17 protein-coding genes, 1 pseudogene and 1 riboswitch are annotated in these 15,542 nt (G+C 34.0%); of the genes and pseudogenes, 17 read left to right on the forward strand and 1 reads right to left on the reverse strand.

Going from position 1 to position 15,542, the window contains the following annotated elements:
- The first annotated feature begins 256 nt into the window (after window positions 1-256).
- The 16 genes from CN514_RS14285 to CN514_RS14360 all read left to right on the forward strand — a co-directional run bounded on the left by CN514_RS14285 (window position 257) and on the right by CN514_RS14360 (window position 13,035).
- Window positions 257-1,732, forward strand: coding sequence for an aminotransferase class V-fold PLP-dependent enzyme (locus CN514_RS14285; protein WP_098233169.1), 1,476 nt, complete (start codon window positions 257-259; stop codon window positions 1,730-1,732).
- A 200-nt stretch (window positions 1,733-1,932) separates the two neighbouring features.
- Window positions 1,933-2,193 carry a metal-sensitive transcriptional regulator gene (locus CN514_RS14290; RefSeq protein ID WP_098233170.1) on the forward strand — a complete coding sequence of 87 codons (261 nt, stop codon included), beginning with the start codon at window positions 1,933-1,935 and terminating at the stop codon, window positions 2,191-2,193.
- Between the two features lie 127 nt (window positions 2,194-2,320).
- Window positions 2,321-2,797 (forward strand): DsrE/DsrF/DrsH-like family protein, encoded by a 477-nt coding sequence (locus tag CN514_RS14295; protein WP_098233171.1) that lies wholly within the window; start codon window positions 2,321-2,323, stop codon window positions 2,795-2,797.
- Between the two features lie 19 nt (window positions 2,798-2,816).
- Window positions 2,817-3,113: a rhodanese-like domain-containing protein gene (locus CN514_RS14300; RefSeq protein ID WP_097976730.1), complete on the forward strand. Its 297-nt coding sequence runs from the start codon at window positions 2,817-2,819 to the stop codon at window positions 3,111-3,113.
- A gap of 55 nt (window positions 3,114-3,168) precedes the next feature.
- A complete protein-coding gene (locus CN514_RS14305; protein WP_098233172.1) occupies window positions 3,169-3,741 on the forward strand; it encodes a sulfurtransferase TusA family protein in 573 nt (190 codons plus the stop codon).
- A 44-nt stretch (window positions 3,742-3,785) separates the two neighbouring features.
- The gene (locus CN514_RS14310) at window positions 3,786-4,913 is read left to right on the forward strand and encodes an MBL fold metallo-hydrolase (protein ID WP_098233173.1); all 1,128 of its coding nucleotides are present in this window, start codon (window positions 3,786-3,788) and stop codon (window positions 4,911-4,913) included.
- Window positions 4,914-4,934: 21 nt separating this feature from the next.
- Window positions 4,935-5,162 (forward strand): sulfurtransferase TusA family protein, encoded by a 228-nt coding sequence (locus tag CN514_RS14315; RefSeq protein WP_088014286.1) that lies wholly within the window; start codon window positions 4,935-4,937, stop codon window positions 5,160-5,162.
- A 68-nt stretch (window positions 5,163-5,230) separates the two neighbouring features.
- A complete protein-coding gene (locus CN514_RS14320) occupies window positions 5,231-6,022 on the forward strand; it encodes a sulfite exporter TauE/SafE family protein (RefSeq protein ID WP_098233174.1) in 792 nt (263 codons plus the stop codon).
- A gap of 226 nt (window positions 6,023-6,248) precedes the next feature.
- Window positions 6,249-6,599: an ASCH domain-containing protein gene (locus CN514_RS14325; RefSeq protein WP_098233175.1), complete on the forward strand. Its 351-nt coding sequence runs from the start codon at window positions 6,249-6,251 to the stop codon at window positions 6,597-6,599.
- 5 nt (window positions 6,600-6,604) lie between these two features.
- Complete coding sequence (locus CN514_RS26540) at window positions 6,605-7,039, forward strand: hypothetical protein (RefSeq protein ID WP_098233176.1); 435 nt, start codon at window positions 6,605-6,607, stop codon at window positions 7,037-7,039.
- Window positions 7,040-7,347: 308 nt separating this feature from the next.
- A riboswitch (SAM riboswitch) is annotated at window positions 7,348-7,465 on the forward strand.
- A gap of 175 nt (window positions 7,466-7,640) precedes the next feature.
- The gene (locus tag CN514_RS14335; RefSeq protein ID WP_098233177.1) at window positions 7,641-8,657 is read left to right on the forward strand and encodes a methionine ABC transporter ATP-binding protein; all 1,017 of its coding nucleotides are present in this window, start codon (window positions 7,641-7,643) and stop codon (window positions 8,655-8,657) included.
- On the forward strand, window positions 8,647-9,315 hold the full coding sequence (locus CN514_RS14340) for a methionine ABC transporter permease (RefSeq protein ID WP_098233178.1): 669 nt from the start codon (window positions 8,647-8,649) through the stop codon (window positions 9,313-9,315). The genes CN514_RS14335 and CN514_RS14340 overlap by 11 nt, the downstream gene beginning before the upstream one ends.
- The gene (locus CN514_RS14345) at window positions 9,312-10,160 is read left to right on the forward strand and encodes a MetQ/NlpA family ABC transporter substrate-binding protein (protein WP_098233179.1); all 849 of its coding nucleotides are present in this window, start codon (window positions 9,312-9,314) and stop codon (window positions 10,158-10,160) included. Before CN514_RS14340 ends, CN514_RS14345 begins: the two co-directional genes overlap by 4 nt.
- A 46-nt stretch (window positions 10,161-10,206) precedes the next feature.
- A complete protein-coding gene (locus CN514_RS14350) occupies window positions 10,207-11,397 on the forward strand; it encodes a M20 family metallopeptidase (protein WP_098233180.1) in 1,191 nt (396 codons plus the stop codon).
- A 294-nt stretch (window positions 11,398-11,691) separates the two neighbouring features.
- On the forward strand, window positions 11,692-12,081 hold the full coding sequence (locus tag CN514_RS14355) for a YidH family protein (protein ID WP_098233181.1): 390 nt from the start codon (window positions 11,692-11,694) through the stop codon (window positions 12,079-12,081).
- Between the two features lie 84 nt (window positions 12,082-12,165).
- Window positions 12,166-13,035 carry an alpha/beta fold hydrolase gene (locus CN514_RS14360; RefSeq protein WP_098233182.1) on the forward strand — a complete coding sequence of 290 codons (870 nt, stop codon included), beginning with the start codon at window positions 12,166-12,168 and terminating at the stop codon, window positions 13,033-13,035.
- A 376-nt stretch (window positions 13,036-13,411) separates the two neighbouring features.
- On the opposite strand, the gene CN514_RS14365 is transcribed toward CN514_RS14360, so the two are convergent.
- Complete coding sequence (locus CN514_RS14365; RefSeq protein WP_098233183.1) at window positions 13,412-14,764, reverse strand: Nramp family divalent metal transporter; 1,353 nt, start codon at window positions 14,762-14,764, stop codon at window positions 13,412-13,414.
- 344 nt (window positions 14,765-15,108) lie between these two features.
- On the opposite strand from CN514_RS14365, the pseudogene CN514_RS14370 reads away from it, so the two are divergent.
- Window positions 15,109-15,402 (forward strand): annotated as a pseudogene (locus tag CN514_RS14370) (DEAD/DEAH box helicase family protein); the annotation flags it as partial.
- Window positions 15,403-15,542: the final 140 nt, after the last annotated feature.

The raw sequence follows: 15,542 nt of genomic DNA on the forward strand, positions 1-15,542 counted from the left end.
GAATAATTTGACATATATTTGTATATGTAAATAAGTTTTCTATTTAGATTTTGACGCAAGATATTTTCTTTTTAATTGGTTCTGTTTAAAAATTGATAAATTACTTTAAAAAAGCCATTCCGTCATGAGCGGACTGGCTTCAGTGCAATTTATATAATACCCTATTGGGTATTGGAATACTCGGTTTTATCTTAATTATCTAAACAGAGCTTCCGATTAAAAAGCACAAAACATATTCTCATTAGGAGCGATAAAATTGAATTTAGAAAAGTATTTTTCACAATTTAGAAAAGAGATTATTGGAAATGAAAAAACATTCTTATCGCCATTTGGCGAAAAGAAAATTATTTATTTAGATTGGGCTGCAAGTGGTAGGTTATATGGACCTGTTGAAGAAAAATTACTATCAACTTTTGGGCCTTATGTTGCAAATACGCATACGGAGTCAAATATAACTGGAAGCACGATGACGAATTGTTATCATGAAGCATTACAAATCATAAAAGAGCATGTTAATGCAAGCGCTTCCGACACTATCATAACTGATGGCTCAGGAATGACTGGCGTTATGAATAAGTTTCAACGTATTTTAGGGTTGAAAATTCATGAAAACTTCCATTTCCGTTTAAGTTTACCTGAGGAAGAAAGACCGGTTGTTTTTATAACTAGTATGGAGCATCATAGTAATCATACTTCATGGTTAGAAACGATTTGTGATGTAGAAGTTGTACCGAATTGTGCGAACAACGTAGTTGATTTGCAATTTTTAAGAAAACGCCTAGAGTTTTATAAGAATAAACGAAAAGTAATTGGATCATTCAGTGCTTGCTCGAATGTATCTGGATTAATTACACCTTATCATAAGCTTGCTAGACTTATGCATGAATATAATGGTGTTTGTTTTGTGGATTTCTCAGCTTCTGCGCCTTATGTTGACATTGATATGCATCCTAGTGATCCAATGGAAAAACTTGATGCAATTCTGTTTTCTCCACATAAGTTTTTAGGAGGGCCTGGTAGCAGCGGAGTTTTAATATTTGATTCTTCTCTATATCAAAATAAAATTCCGGATCACCCAGGTGGAGGAACTGTTGAGTGGACGAATCCATGGGGTGAGAAAAAATATATTAACAATATACGCGAAAGAGAAGATGGCGGTACTCCAGGATTTCTGCAAACAATTAAAACAGCTCTTGCTATTAAGGTAAAAGATGCAATGGGTACAATGAACATCTTAAAACGAGAAGAAGAATTAGAACACAAAGTATTAGATGAACTTAGGTCAATTGAAAATGTAGTAGTACTTGAAAATTCAAGCAATCCACGATTAGGTTTTTATTCTTTTTATTTAAAGGATATTCACCATAATTTAGTTGTTAGATTATTAAATGATCGTTTCGGAATTCAAGTACGAGGCGGCTGTTCATGCGCAGGTACTTATGGACATATGCTTCTGAATATTACAAGAGAAATGTCTAAATCAATTACAGATGAAATCGATAATGGCAATATTAGCGTAAAGCCTGGTTGGATTCGCATGAGTGTTCACCCAACGACCACGAATGATGAAGTAGTTATATTCACTAATGCTTTAAAAGATATCATTCAAAACATTGGCGAATGGTGTAAAGATTATCTTTATTTAAAAGAGAAAAATGATTTTATCCATAAAGACGAAGCAGTTATGGATGTAGGGACTTATTTTGAGATGGAAATGACAGTGAAATCTTAAAATCTCAAAGCGAAAAAAAGATCACATTATTGTGATCTTTTTTGTTCATATCTACTTTTACCTCACTAAAAAGAAGACTAAGTTATTTAAAATTAATCGATTGACATTATACCCTGAGGGGTATATATTACAAGTAAGAATATTGCACATATATTCTAAAAAAATAGTTAAGCTTAGTTTTATAAGTTAGGGGTGATTTAATGAAATATGATGATCCAGTAAAAAATAGAATAAAGCGAATTGAGGGACAAATTCGTGGAATTTTAAAAATGATGGAAGAAGACAAGGACTGTAAAGATGTCATTACACAGTTATCAGCAGTTAAATCAGCTTTGGATCGTACGATTGGCGTAATAGTAAGCTCAAATTTAGTTGATTGTGTCCGAAATGCGAATGAAAACGGGCAAGATGCCGAAGATTTAGTGAAAGAAGCAGTAAACTTACTTATAAAAAGTAGATAATATATGGTTTGACACAATTTTTTATTTTTAATATCATATACCCATAGGGGTAATAGTATATATAAGATATATTTTTTTGTTTTGTAATATACCCTACTGGGTATGAAAAACGAAAAGGAGAAAGAATATGACAACTAAGAAAACAAATATTATTTTATTTAGTGGAGATTATGACAAAGCAATGGCCGCCTACATTATTGCGAACGGTGCAGCAGCTTTTGATCATGAAGTAACTATTTTTCATACATTTTGGGGTTTAAATGCTCTACGAAAAGGTGAACATGTAGCAACAAAAAAAGGTTTTATTGAAAAGATGTTTGGAAAGATGATGCCTAGAGGCGCTGATAAAATGGGACTTTCTAAAATGAATTTTGCTGGTTTTGGACCAAAGATGATTAAAGATATTATTAAAAAGCATAATGCATTGCCTTTACCACAATTAATTGAAATGGCCCAAGAACAAGATATAAATTTAGTAGCATGTACAATGACAATGGATCTGTTAGGTCTACAAACCGAAGAGTTATTAGAGAATATTCATTATGCTGGTGTTGCCGCATATATTGGTGAAGCAGAAGAAGGTCAAGTTAACTTATTTATTTAATTAGAAAGGATTGGATAACATGAAAGAAATTACTGCGATTGAGCTAGAAAATAATTTAAAAACTGGAAAAGAAGTTACCCTTATCGATGTTCGTGAGGTAGATGAAGTTGCAGCAGGGAAAATCCCAGAAGCTATTCATATTCCACTTGGATTAATCGAATTTCGATTACACGAATTAGATAAATCAAAAGAATATATTATGGTTTGTCGTTCAGGTGCTAGAAGTGGCCGTGCAACAGAATTCCTTCAATCCCAAGGGTTTAACGTTAAAAACATGGTAGGCGGAATGCTTTCTTGGTTCGGTAACGTGGAATAATTTTTTTTGATTAAATAAATACCCCAAGTGGTATTCTAAGTGCGGAGGTCATAATATGGAATACATTAAAACAAACATGAAACTAGATGCAAAAGGATTAGCTTGTCCAATGCCGATTGTAAAGACTAGAAAAGCAATGAAGGATTTAGATAATGGGCAAGTAATCGAGATTCAAGCGACTGACAGAGGTTCAAAAGCAGACATTAAAGCTTGGGCGGAAAGCACTGGAAATCAATACTTAGGAACAATCGAAAATGGAGAAGTATTACTACATTATTTAAGAAAATCTTCAGATGAAAATACAATTGAAAAAAGATTTGAAAATGTCATTTCGAACGATCAATTAAGTCAAAAACTACAAAATGAAAATATAATCATTTTAGATGTAAGAGAAGAAGCAGAATATGTATTTAATCATATACCAAATGCGGTATCAATCCCTTTAGGTGAATTGGAGAACCGTATGACAGAATTAAATAAAGAAAATGAAATATATATCGTTTGCAGAACTGGAAACCGCAGTGATCTTGCTGCTCAATTACTAGTATCTAATGGCTTTACTAACGTGTTTAATGTCATACCTGGAATGACTGAATGGTCTGGGGAAACAGCAAGCATAAAAGGTTAATCTAATTTTTTTTGAAAATAAATATACTATGGGGGGTATAAAAGATGGCAGTCACAGCAATGTCTGCAAAAGAGATTACAAAAAAAATATTTGATAAAGAAGAACTATTTATTCTAGATGTACGAAATACTGATGATTATAACGATTGGAAAATAGAGGGTTCAAATTTTGAACATTTAAATATACCATATTTTGATTTACTTGATGGGGTTGAGGACATTTTAGATAAGATTCCTAAAAGTACTGATGTTTTAGTTGTGTGTGCTAAAGAAGGGTCTTCAATCATGATTGCAGAGATGCTTTCAGACGAGGGACTAGACGTAGCGTATCTTAAAGGCGGAATGAAAGAGTGGAGTGAACATCTAGAACCAGTAAAAATTGCAGATTTGAAAAATGGTGGAGAGCTGTATCAATTTGTCAGAATCGGTAAGGGATGTCTATCCTACATGGTGATCTCAAATAATGAGGCTACTATTATTGATTCTACCCGAATGACGGATATCTATATTGATTTTGCAAATACAAAGGGTGCAAAAATCACAAATGTATTTGATACGCACCTTCATGCAGACCATATTTCTGGTGGAAGAAAAATTGCTGAGATTACGGGAGCAACATACTGGTTACCGCCAAAGGATGCTAAAGAGGTTACTTTTAAATATGCTCCACTAGAAGATGGTAAAAAGGTAATGATTGGTGAAACAGCAATCAGTATTGAGGCTTTTTATTCACCAGGTCATACAATCGGATCAACTTCATTTGTTATTGATGAAAAGTACTTACTTTCTGGTGATATTTTATTTATCGATTCAATTGGAAGACCTGATCTTGCTGGTATGGCAGAGGATTGGGTAGGAGACTTACGCGAAACCCTTTATAAAAAATACCGAAATTTATCGCTTGAATTAATCGTGCTTCCATCACATTTTATGGTGATTAGTGAATTGAACGAAGATGGTAGTGTTTCTAAAAAACTAGGATATTTATTTGATCAGAATCATGGATTGAACATTGAGAGTGAAAGTGTGTTTAGAAAGTTAGTAACTGAGAACTTACCACCACAACCAAACTCATATCAAGAAATCCGTGAAGTTAATATGGGCAAAATCAATTTGGATGAAGAAAAACAGAGAGAAATGGAAATTGGTCCAAATCGCTGTGCAGTACGATAATGAGACTTGGAGGAGAATAGCATGGAAGCTACAAAATTATTAGATGCAAAAGGTTTAGCATGTCCAATTCCAATTGTAAAAACAAGAAAAGCAATTGCAGAGATTGAAGCAGGTGAAGTGCTAGAAATTCATGTCACTGATAAAGGTGCTAAAAATGATCTTGCAGCTTGGGCTAAATCAGGTGGACACGAATTATTAAATTATACCGAAGAAGACAATGTTTTAAAATTTTGGATTAAAAAAGGTTAAGCTAATAGATTAATAGGAAAAGGAGGGGGAATAGTTACATCTCCTTTTCTATTATAGGAGGACTTTAAATGGAGTGGACCTTAATTTTAGTACTTTTCTTAGTTGGTTTTTTTGGGTCCTTTATTTCAGGAATGGTAGGAATTGGTGGAGCGATAATAAATTATCCAATGCTCCTATTTATTCCTCCATTATTAGGATTTGCTGCTTTTTCTCCACATCAAGTTTCAGGTATAAGTGCCGTCCAAGTAGTATTTGCAACTTTAGGTGGAGTATTAAGCTATCGTAAAAGCGGTTATCTAAACAAAAAAGTAATATTAAGTATGGGAATAAGTGTACTAATAGGGAGTTTTCTTGGTGGATTCGGTTCAAATCTACTTTCAGAACATGGAATTAATCTTGTTTACGGAATTTTAGCAATGATTGCGGTCGTTTTAATGTTTATTCCTAGAAAAAACGTCGAGATGTCAGCAGATGGTCAAATTTCAATTAATGTATGGCTTGCGGCTGGCCTAGCATTTGTTGTGGGCACTAGTGCAGGGATTGTTGGTGCAGGTGGAGCATTTCTGTTAGTACCAATCATGTTAACGATCTTAAAAATACCAACTCGTGTGACTATTGCATCTTCATTAGCCATTACATTTATCTCTTCAATAGGCGTAACGATCGGGAAAATCTCTACTGGCCAAGTTGAAATTTTGCCGACAATTATTGTTGTAATTGCAAGTTTAATTGCCTCACCATTAGGTGCAAAAATAGGTAAACAAACAAAAACGCAGGTTTTACGAGGGATTCTGGCAGTCTTAATTGGTTTTACCGCTTTGAAGATTTGGTTTACGATTATTAAATCATGGCTTAGTTGAATAAGGATTAACTGGAAAAAACAGAAAAACTATTTTGGGAGTTTTTCTGTTTTTTATTGGTCTTTATTATGATGCTACATGAAAGGTCCTTTTTGTTGCTTCTTATTGCAATATTCTTAAATAAAATTTGCTAATCTTGTACTAATTTAATTAAAATGGAACTAGTCGTTTTTTTAATAGCTTTTACGATAAATTTAAATTTAAATTGAAATGGAGAATGAATTAGATGACAAATCAAAATGAAACGAATGCTTTACCGCCAAAAACATGTACAATTGAACGCCTTGTTACGCTTCAAGAGGATGTTGAAAAGGTATTGGCAGGACAAAAAACTGCTACTCGCCGAAATGGTAGATATGCAGATGTTGGGGAAGTGATGACCCTTCAAAATAATCAGTATGTTGTTGAAAAAGTTTATTCTCAAGCTCTTGGTGAATTGACAGATGAGGATGCTAAGCAGGAAGGCTATCAGACTGTAGAAGAGTATAAGCAATCGATCTTGTCAATCCATCCTGGAATGCCTTGGCTGCCAAAAATGAGGGTATGGGTTCATGAGTTTCGTCTCATCCAAGATTAATTTATATGCTGTATAGATTGCTTCTTTATATACATATTGCTAGTGTAATCTTATCGATTGGCCCTTTTTTTGTATTGATTCCGATACTCAAAAAGCTACATACCACGAAGTCGGCGATACAACAGAGCTATTTGGATGTATTTCGGTTTGCTGTCAGATTGACAAAGCATGCTGGGCATGTACTGGTTGGATCAGGGGTCTTGTTGGTACTAGCGGGCCATTGGTCGTGGAAGACATCTTGGATTGTGATGACTATTCTTCTTTTGGTGAGCTCATTATTTTTCCTAGCTAGAGCCTTTTCACCGACCATTCGGAAATTCAGTGAACCAACCCATGACCAGAGAATGCTAATTCAGAAGCTTCGTCGATCAATCTGGATTTACATCGTTCTTTTGATGGTTATGCTATGGTTTATGGTGGTAAAGCCTGCATTATGGTAGGCATGATTCAATTAAGCAGACAAGTTCTCTTTTTTACGAAGAAGCCTTGTCTGCTTTTTTTGGCATTCATTAAAATGAAATACTAAAAAAAACTCAAAAAATAAGCATATCGACCTATTCCAAATGGTATGTTGAATAGCTTTTTTAGATTTAAATAGGAAGGAGCTAAGACCTGATTCAAACAGTACTAGTAAAAAATGCTATTTTCAAACACAATTTTTACTAAAAAATTTAAAAATAATTCTTGACGGATTATAAAAAGAGAGATAACATGAACTCAATCATTTAAACAACTTAATAAATTCTATTACTTATCCAGAGAGGTGGAGGGACTGGCCCTGCGATACCTCGGCAACGGGTTTGTTGTTTCGTAACAAATACCGTGCTAATTCCTGCAAATCGTTCAAGCGATTTGAAAGATAAGAAGTAAAGTGGCTTATATATTATAACCCCTCTTCTTATCTGTTTTATTGGATAAGAAGAGGGGTTTTTTGATGTGGTGCCATAGGAGAAAAAGGGGGAAATATAGTTATAAATCCTAGTTTTCAAATGTGTTTACTTAGTTATGGTAATTGAAATAAATTGCAATGGGGGAAGTAATTTGATTGAGATTAAAAATGTCTCCAAGGTTTATCCTGGAAGGCCACCAATTAAAGCTTTAAATAATATTAATATGAAAATAGAGAAAGGGGAGATCTTTGGGATCATTGGTTTTTCCGGAGCAGGAAAAAGTACATTGATTCGTTGTTTAAATAGACTTGAAGAGCCAACAGAAGGATCAGTTCTCATTGATGGTTTGGACCTAATGAGTTTAAAAGATGAAGAGTTACGTAAGACACGTAGAAAAATTGGTGTCGTATTCCAACACTTTAATCTACTATCTGCCAAAACGGTATTTGATAATATCGCAATGCCGCTATACCTTGAAGGAAAAAAGAAACGGGATGTTCATCAAAAGGTAATGGAATTAATTGAATTTGTTGGACTTACAGGGAAGCAAGATGTTTTTCCGGGGCACTTATCGGGAGGACAAAAGCAAAGAGTGGGAATAGCAAGGGCACTCGTAACAGACCCAGATCTTTTGCTATGTGATGAAGCTACATCTGCATTAGATCCTGAAACAACAAAGAATGTATTAGAGCTTTTAAGGAAGGTAAATAAATCCTATAATCTTACAATTTTCCTGATTACCCATGAAATGAGTGTAATTCGTGATTTATGTGATAAAGTGGCCGTCATTGATAATGGTGAAATTGTTGAAGAAGGTAACGTGTACGACGTATTCACGAATCCACAAAAAAGTATTACAAAGAATTTTGTTAACACAGTATTACAAAATGAGGTGCCATCTAAGTTATCAAAGTCATTATCAAAAGGAAAATATTATCAATTAGTCTTCCTAGGTGACAAGGCAGGCAACCCATTATTATCAGAGGTTCTTAAAAAATTCGATATTCATTTAAATATTCTTTATGGATCGATTACAGAGCTACAAGAAAGACCTTATGGGAATTTGCTTGTGGCACTAGAAGGGACAAAAGAGGAAAGCGCAAAAGCAATTAAATTTATTTCGGAAAAGGGGATAGATGTAAGGGAGGTTGAATTAAATGGAGCTTAATTGGGAATTCTTTTGGCCGCAGTTTTTGCAGGCAACTCAAGATACATTTCTAACTGTGCTGGGGTCATTTATTTTTGGCACAATCATAGGATTGCCTTTAGGTATTATCCTAGTTGTAACAAGGCCAGGTCATATAATGGAAAACAAACCTTTATTTACGTTGTTAAATACCATTATTAATATTGTTCGATCTGTACCATTTATTATTTTGCTAGTTGCCATTATTCCATTTACTAGATTATTGACGGGAACGTCCATTGGAGTAGTTGCAGCAATTGTTCCACTTTCAATCTTTGTAGGACCTTATTTGGCAAGATTGATTGAGAACTCCATGCTAGAAGTAGATAAGGGAGTGCTGGAAACAGCTTATTCAATGGGAGCAACAAAGTTTCAGATCATCGTGAAGTTTATTTTGCCTGAAGCGATTCCATCGTTGATTCTTTCATTTACAACAGCAACGATTGGATTGATTGGATCGACTGCGGCAGCTGGTGCTGTTGGTGCTGGTGGATTAGGTGACTTAGCTATTACATATGGTTATCAGCGCTTTGAAACATTGGTTATTATCATTACTGTTGTATTACTAGTAGTCATTGTTCAAATCATACAAAGTTTAGGAAATACGTGGTCAAGATACGTAAGGAGGAAAAGAGGATGAAAAAATTTTTTACTATTTTTGCAGCATTATTATTAACGGTTTCGGTATTATCAGCATGTGGTTCTAAAGCATCATCAGGTAATGGAAAGGAGAGAACAGTTAAGATTGGTATTAACGGTGATGACTATGAACTTTGGAATATTGTACAAAAACAAGTAAAAAGTGAAGGCATTAAATTGAAAATTATTTCATTTTCAGATTATGTTCAGCCTAACACAGCACTTAATGACGGTAGTCTTGATTTAAATTCTTTTCAAACGATTACCTATATGAACCAATTTAAAGGTGATCATAATTTAGATATTTCTGCGATTGGTTCGACGGTGATTGCGCCAATGGGTATTTACTCACATAAATTTAAAAAGCTAAGTGATATTCCAGATGGAGCAACGATTACGATACCAAACGATGTTACGAACGCAGGCCGTGCACTTAAACTATTACAATCTTCAAAGTTAATTAGTTTAGTAGATAATTTTGACCCTAAAGGAAGTATTGAACAAATTAAAGAAAATCCTAAGCATCTAAAAATCAAACCGATTGCTGCAGGGCAAACAGCTAGATCATTAGATGATGTAGCAGCAGCTATCATTAATAATGGATTTGCCGTTCAAGCGGGCTTAGACCCTGCAAAGGATCCACTTTATAAAGAAGATCCTAACGATAAAGCAGCTATGCCGTATATCAATGTTATTGCATCTCGTACGAAGAATAAAAATGACAAGGACTTTGCAAAGATTGTAAAGGCCTATCAATCAAAAGAAGTTCATGATTACATTATTAAACGTGACAAAGGTGCTACGGTTCCGGTAGTCATTTCGATTGATAAAATTAAAAATCTATAAAGCTAGTTCATACTTATTTAAAAGAATGGAAGGGAGAAAAATTTAAATGACAGTCAAAATTGAAACTCAAAGAGAACAAATTGTGAAAAGTATTGAGGAATCGAAGGAAGTTTATCTTGAAATTAGTCACAAAATTCATGAGAAACCTGAAATTGGCAATCAAGAATTTTTTGCATCAGAAACGCATACTAAAATTCTAGAAGATGCTGGTTTCGATGTCACTCGTAATATTGCAGGACATGAAACAGGCTTTGTAGCAAGGAAAAAGTCATCTAAGCAAGGCCCAACTATCGCTTTTTTAGCAGAATACGATGCACTACCTGGTCTTGGTCATGCATGCGGACATAATATTATTGGAACAACAAGCGTGGCAGCAGGAATCGCTCTTGCTGAAGTTATTTCTGAGACTGGAGGAGAGGTTGTTATATTTGGAACACCTGCAGAAGAGGGGGGACCAAACGGAAGTGCAAAGGGTAGTTTCGTAAAACACGGATTACTAGAAGGTGTGGATGCAGCTCTTATGCTCCACCCAAGTGGTAAAACAGGTTTGTCGAGTCCATCTTTGGCAGTAGATCCATTAGACTTCCATTTTTATGGAAGAGCGGCTCATGCTGCTGGGTCACCAGAACATGGAATTAATGCCTTAGATGCAGTAATCCAGTTATTCAATGGAATTAATGCCCTTCGCCAGCAGCTTTCTAGTGATATTCGCATACACGGAATTATCACTCATGGAGGCGATGCACCAAATATTATTCCAGAATATGCTTCAGCGAGATTTTTCATCCGTGCTAGTACTTGGAAGCGTACGGAGGAAGTATCTACTAAGATTCGTAATATTGCCGAAGGAGCAGCACTTGCAACTGGTAGTACTGTGAAAATTGAAAGATTCCAAAATGAAGTCCATGATTTTATTATCAATCAATCTCTTGATGAGATTGTAGGTGAAGAACTAAGCCTATTGGGTGAAGTAGTGAATGGCAAAAGCGGTGGTCTTGGATCGACTGATGCCGGAAACGTAAGCCATGTTGTTCCGACTTCTCACGCATATATTAAAATTGGACCTGATGATTTAATTGCTCATACAAATGAATTCCGTGAAGCTGCGAGATCGCCACTTGGAGATCATGCTCTAATAACGGGTGCAAAAGCATTGGCTCTGACAGGTTATCGATTATTAACAGATAAAAACCTTTTGGAAAAGGTTCAAAATGAATTTCAACAAACAGAAATATAGTTAGATTGAACGGTCAGAAAGATGGACAAAATTACCATCTTTTGGACCGTTTTGTTTTTGAAAACTTAGTCTAATGAAGTTATTTGTTCTATTTATATTGTAGTAGTCTTCTGTTAATTTCACCTTCCGTTAATTCCGTAGTAAAAAAATATAGGTTTACATTACCCCATTTCAATTTTTATCAAAACATAATCCCAATTTTACTAAATCTTAAATTTTAAAGATTAAACTAAAAATTAGATATGTTTTCTACAAGTTTATCACTCTATAAATCTTTGATAGGGTTAATTTTATATGGTTTCTATAAGTAAAGTAAAAGATTTATCAGATGAAAGTGTTAAATATGCACAACAACATCTAGCAAACGAAAGGACATATTTAGCATGGTTGCGAACTGCAATCTCAATTACTGGTGTAGGATTTTTAACAACTTCGCTACACTTTACAATTAAAATTAGTGATAAGCAGTTCATCAATACATTAGCAATTTTTCTTGGCATATATGCATGTGTTGTTGGTTTAATTTCTGGAGTATTAGCTACTATTCAGTACAGTAAAAAGCGGAAAGAAATTCAAAATAGAAAATTTATACCTGCTCATAATTCAATTATTCTTGTATCAATTCTATTTTCTTTTTTAATATTCATGATTGTGCTGTATTTGTCTTTATTATTATTTAATTAAACGTGAATAGTTTAAGTTTTTTCGCTGTTTTTTTGATAGGGATATTTTTATAAAAATCGAATAGTACATAAAGTGGACACTAAAATGAATGGAGTGATTGATATTTTTTATCCTGAGTCTCGGTTTGAATCGATTAATGGAATGGAGATTCATTTTACAGAATGGGGAGAAAGAAAAAATCCAACAGTTGTTTGCTGGCATGGTTTAACTAGGAATGGTAGGGATTTTGATATTTTAGCTCGTCATTTAGCTAAGGATTACCATGTTATTTGTCCAGATACGATTGGGCGTGGATTAAGTCAGTGGAGTACTTCTCCTGAGCAAGATTACTGTTTTGAAAACTATGTAAATCTAGCAATTGGATTATTAGACCGTTTAGAAATTGAACAAGTTCATTGGGTAGGGACTTCGATGGGTGGAGCAATTGGAATGCGACTATCTGGTACGCCGAACCATCTAAGTCGGATTTCTCATTTAGTATTAAATGATATTGGGGCAGGTGCTTCAGAAAAGCAACCACAAGATATCGAAGGAATTAAGAGAATAATTAGCTATGTTGGTACACCTCCTCAATTTAAAACATTTACTGAATTGAAGAATTACTATAAGTTAATATATCATTCATTTGGTGTTTCAAGCGAAGAAGAATGGAATGATTTTACCCAAAATTCTTGCCGTAGAAGAGATGAGGGTGGAATAGGTCCTGATTATGATCCTAAAATTGCATTACAATTTCAACATACTGAGGATTTAACTTTGTGGAATTACTGGGAGGCTATTCAGTCCAAGATTTTACTCATTCGAGGAGAAGTTTCGGACGTCTTGCCACTTGATGTAGCATTAAAAATGAAAGAAACGCAGAAGTTTCAAATGGAAACAATACCTAAAGTTGGTCATGCACCTGCTTTAAATACAAATGAGCAAATTTCAATTATTGATAAATTTTTTAAATAAATTTAGGTTTTATGCTGTTTCATATGTCGGGTTAACTGACTAAGGAGCGGCCTTTTTTATAAATAATAAGCAGATTGTATCGATTTTTTTTCAATATAGTAAGAATTAGAGCGAACTTACAGGTTTTCCGTTTGGGAATGGCTAATATGGTATACTTTTCATGTCATAATACCTTAACTGGTACGGGTAATTTTTCATCTTAATTGCGGTTCTTAGGAATTTAATTGCAGATTTGCTATTTTTAATTGCGATTTTCGAAATTTAATTGCAGTTCATTTATGTAGAACTTAGATCTATTTCAAATTGATTTTATCAAGTAAAAAAGATTGAACAAATGTCATTCAAACATCTGTTCAATCTTTTTTGTTTCAATTTATTATTTAAAGAATGTTGCCCAAAGTAAATATGCATTTAATACTGCAATAACTGAAGCAATTGTCCAAGCGACTGATTTAAGCCAAGTTTTATTAACGAATTTACCCATTTTCTTAGCATCACTAGTGAACATGACTAGTGGTATAACTGCGAAAGATAACTGTAAAGATAAGATTACCTGACTTAGTATTAATAAATCTGCAGTTCCATTTGCTCCATAAAAATAAGTGACGATTAGAGCTGGTGTAACGGCAATTAAACGAGTAATCATTCTTCTTATCCAAGGTTTAAGCTTAATATTTAAAAAGCCTTCCATTACAATTTGCCCAGCTAGAGTACCGGTTAAAGTAGAATTTTGACCTGAAGCCAATAATGCCAATCCGAAAAATGTACTTGCTAAAGTCGTTCCTAGTAATGGAGTAAGAAGTTGGAAAGCATCTTCAATTGATGCAATGTTTGTATGACCCGATTTGTAGAAAGTTGAAGCAGCTAATATTAAGATCGCTGCATTTACAAACAATGCAATCATTAATGCAACTGTTGAGTCAATTGTCGCAAATTTAATTGCTTCTTTTTTACCAGCATCAGAAACATCAAACTTTCTAGTTTGAACGATTGAAGAGTGAAGATATAAGTTATGAGGCATAACAGTTGCCCCTAAAATTCCTAAAGAAATATAAAGCATTTTTGGATCTGTAATAACTTGTGAACTTGGAATAAATCCACCAAATACAGCTTTTACATCAGGTTGAGACAGAATCAACTCAAATACAAAACTACCTGTTATTAATATGATCAATGAAATAACGAAAGCCTCGATATACCTAAATCCTTTATTTTGTAAAAGTAAAACAAGCAATATATCTAAAGTTGTCAAACAAATTCCATAAAACAACGGAATCCCAAATAATAGATTTAAAGCGATGGCTGACCCTATTAATTCAGCTAGGTCACATGCGGCAATTGCGGCTTCACATAGCACCCAAAGTATAAATGATACAGGTTTACTAAAGTGGTCTCGGCATGCCTGAGCTAAATCTCTACCGGTAACGATACCTAATTTTGCTGCTAATGATTGTAGAATGATGGCCATAAGATTAGAAATTAATATAACTGATAATAAAGTGTAATTAAAAGCAGATCCACCTGCAATTGAAGTTGCCCAGTTTCCAGGGTCCATATATCCAACTGCAACTAAATATCCTGGGCCAGCAAATGCTAGAAACTTACGGAAATTACTCGCTTTCTTTGGAACAGATAATGAACGATGAACCTCTTGCAAACTAGGTTGTGTATGTTCCTGTCTCCATCCAGCCTCTTTATATATGACTTTTTCTTGTGATTCTTGTGACATGTTTCCCACCACCTGTTTTATTGTACACATCAAATAGTTTTTCCCTAGGGAAAGTTTTTTAAATTATATGCTGATTTTAACACAATAGTTCCCAAATGTAATAAAAAATTTTTGATAACTTCGTAAATTTTTAGTAAACAGAAAATATACGTAGAATATTTACCTTTTCTTTGTTTCTGCTTTTTTACTATTTCTTATGCAATTCATTCAGATTGATCTGTTTTTTTAAGTATGTTGAAGCTTATTATCAAGTTAATTATTTTTAAGTGTGATATACTAGTCAAAAAATTCAGTTACATTTGTAGGCACTCATAAAAAAATTAATCTATTTGGGAGAGAGATCCATGAAGTTTGTATTAGTATTCGGACCTCAAGCTGTGGGGAAAATGACTGTGGGACATGAGCTAGAAAAAATAACAGATTTAAAATTGTTTCATAATCACATGACAATCGATTTGGTTAGTAAGTTTTTTGATTATGGAACAAAGGAAGGCCGTCGACTAGTCAATCTATTTCGTAATGAAATATTTGAAGAGGTCTCAAAAAGTAACCTATATGGAATTATTTTTACATATGTTTGGGCCTTTGATCTAAAATCAGATTGGGATTATGTTGAAAAAGTTTGTACACTATTTGAATTAATTTACGGATAGGTTTTTAAGAAAGTAAAAAAGCAAGAAGGTTAAAATAGCTTATACTTAAAAGGTTCATGAGTAAGTAAAAAACAAAAAGATGACAATAAGGTACTCATAAGCAGGCTGTAGTGGAAATCAACATC

The sequence above is a fragment of the Bacillus sp. AFS001701 genome (assembly GCF_002559405.1).
GTDB lineage: Bacteria > Bacillota > Bacilli > Bacillales > Bacillaceae_G > Gottfriedia.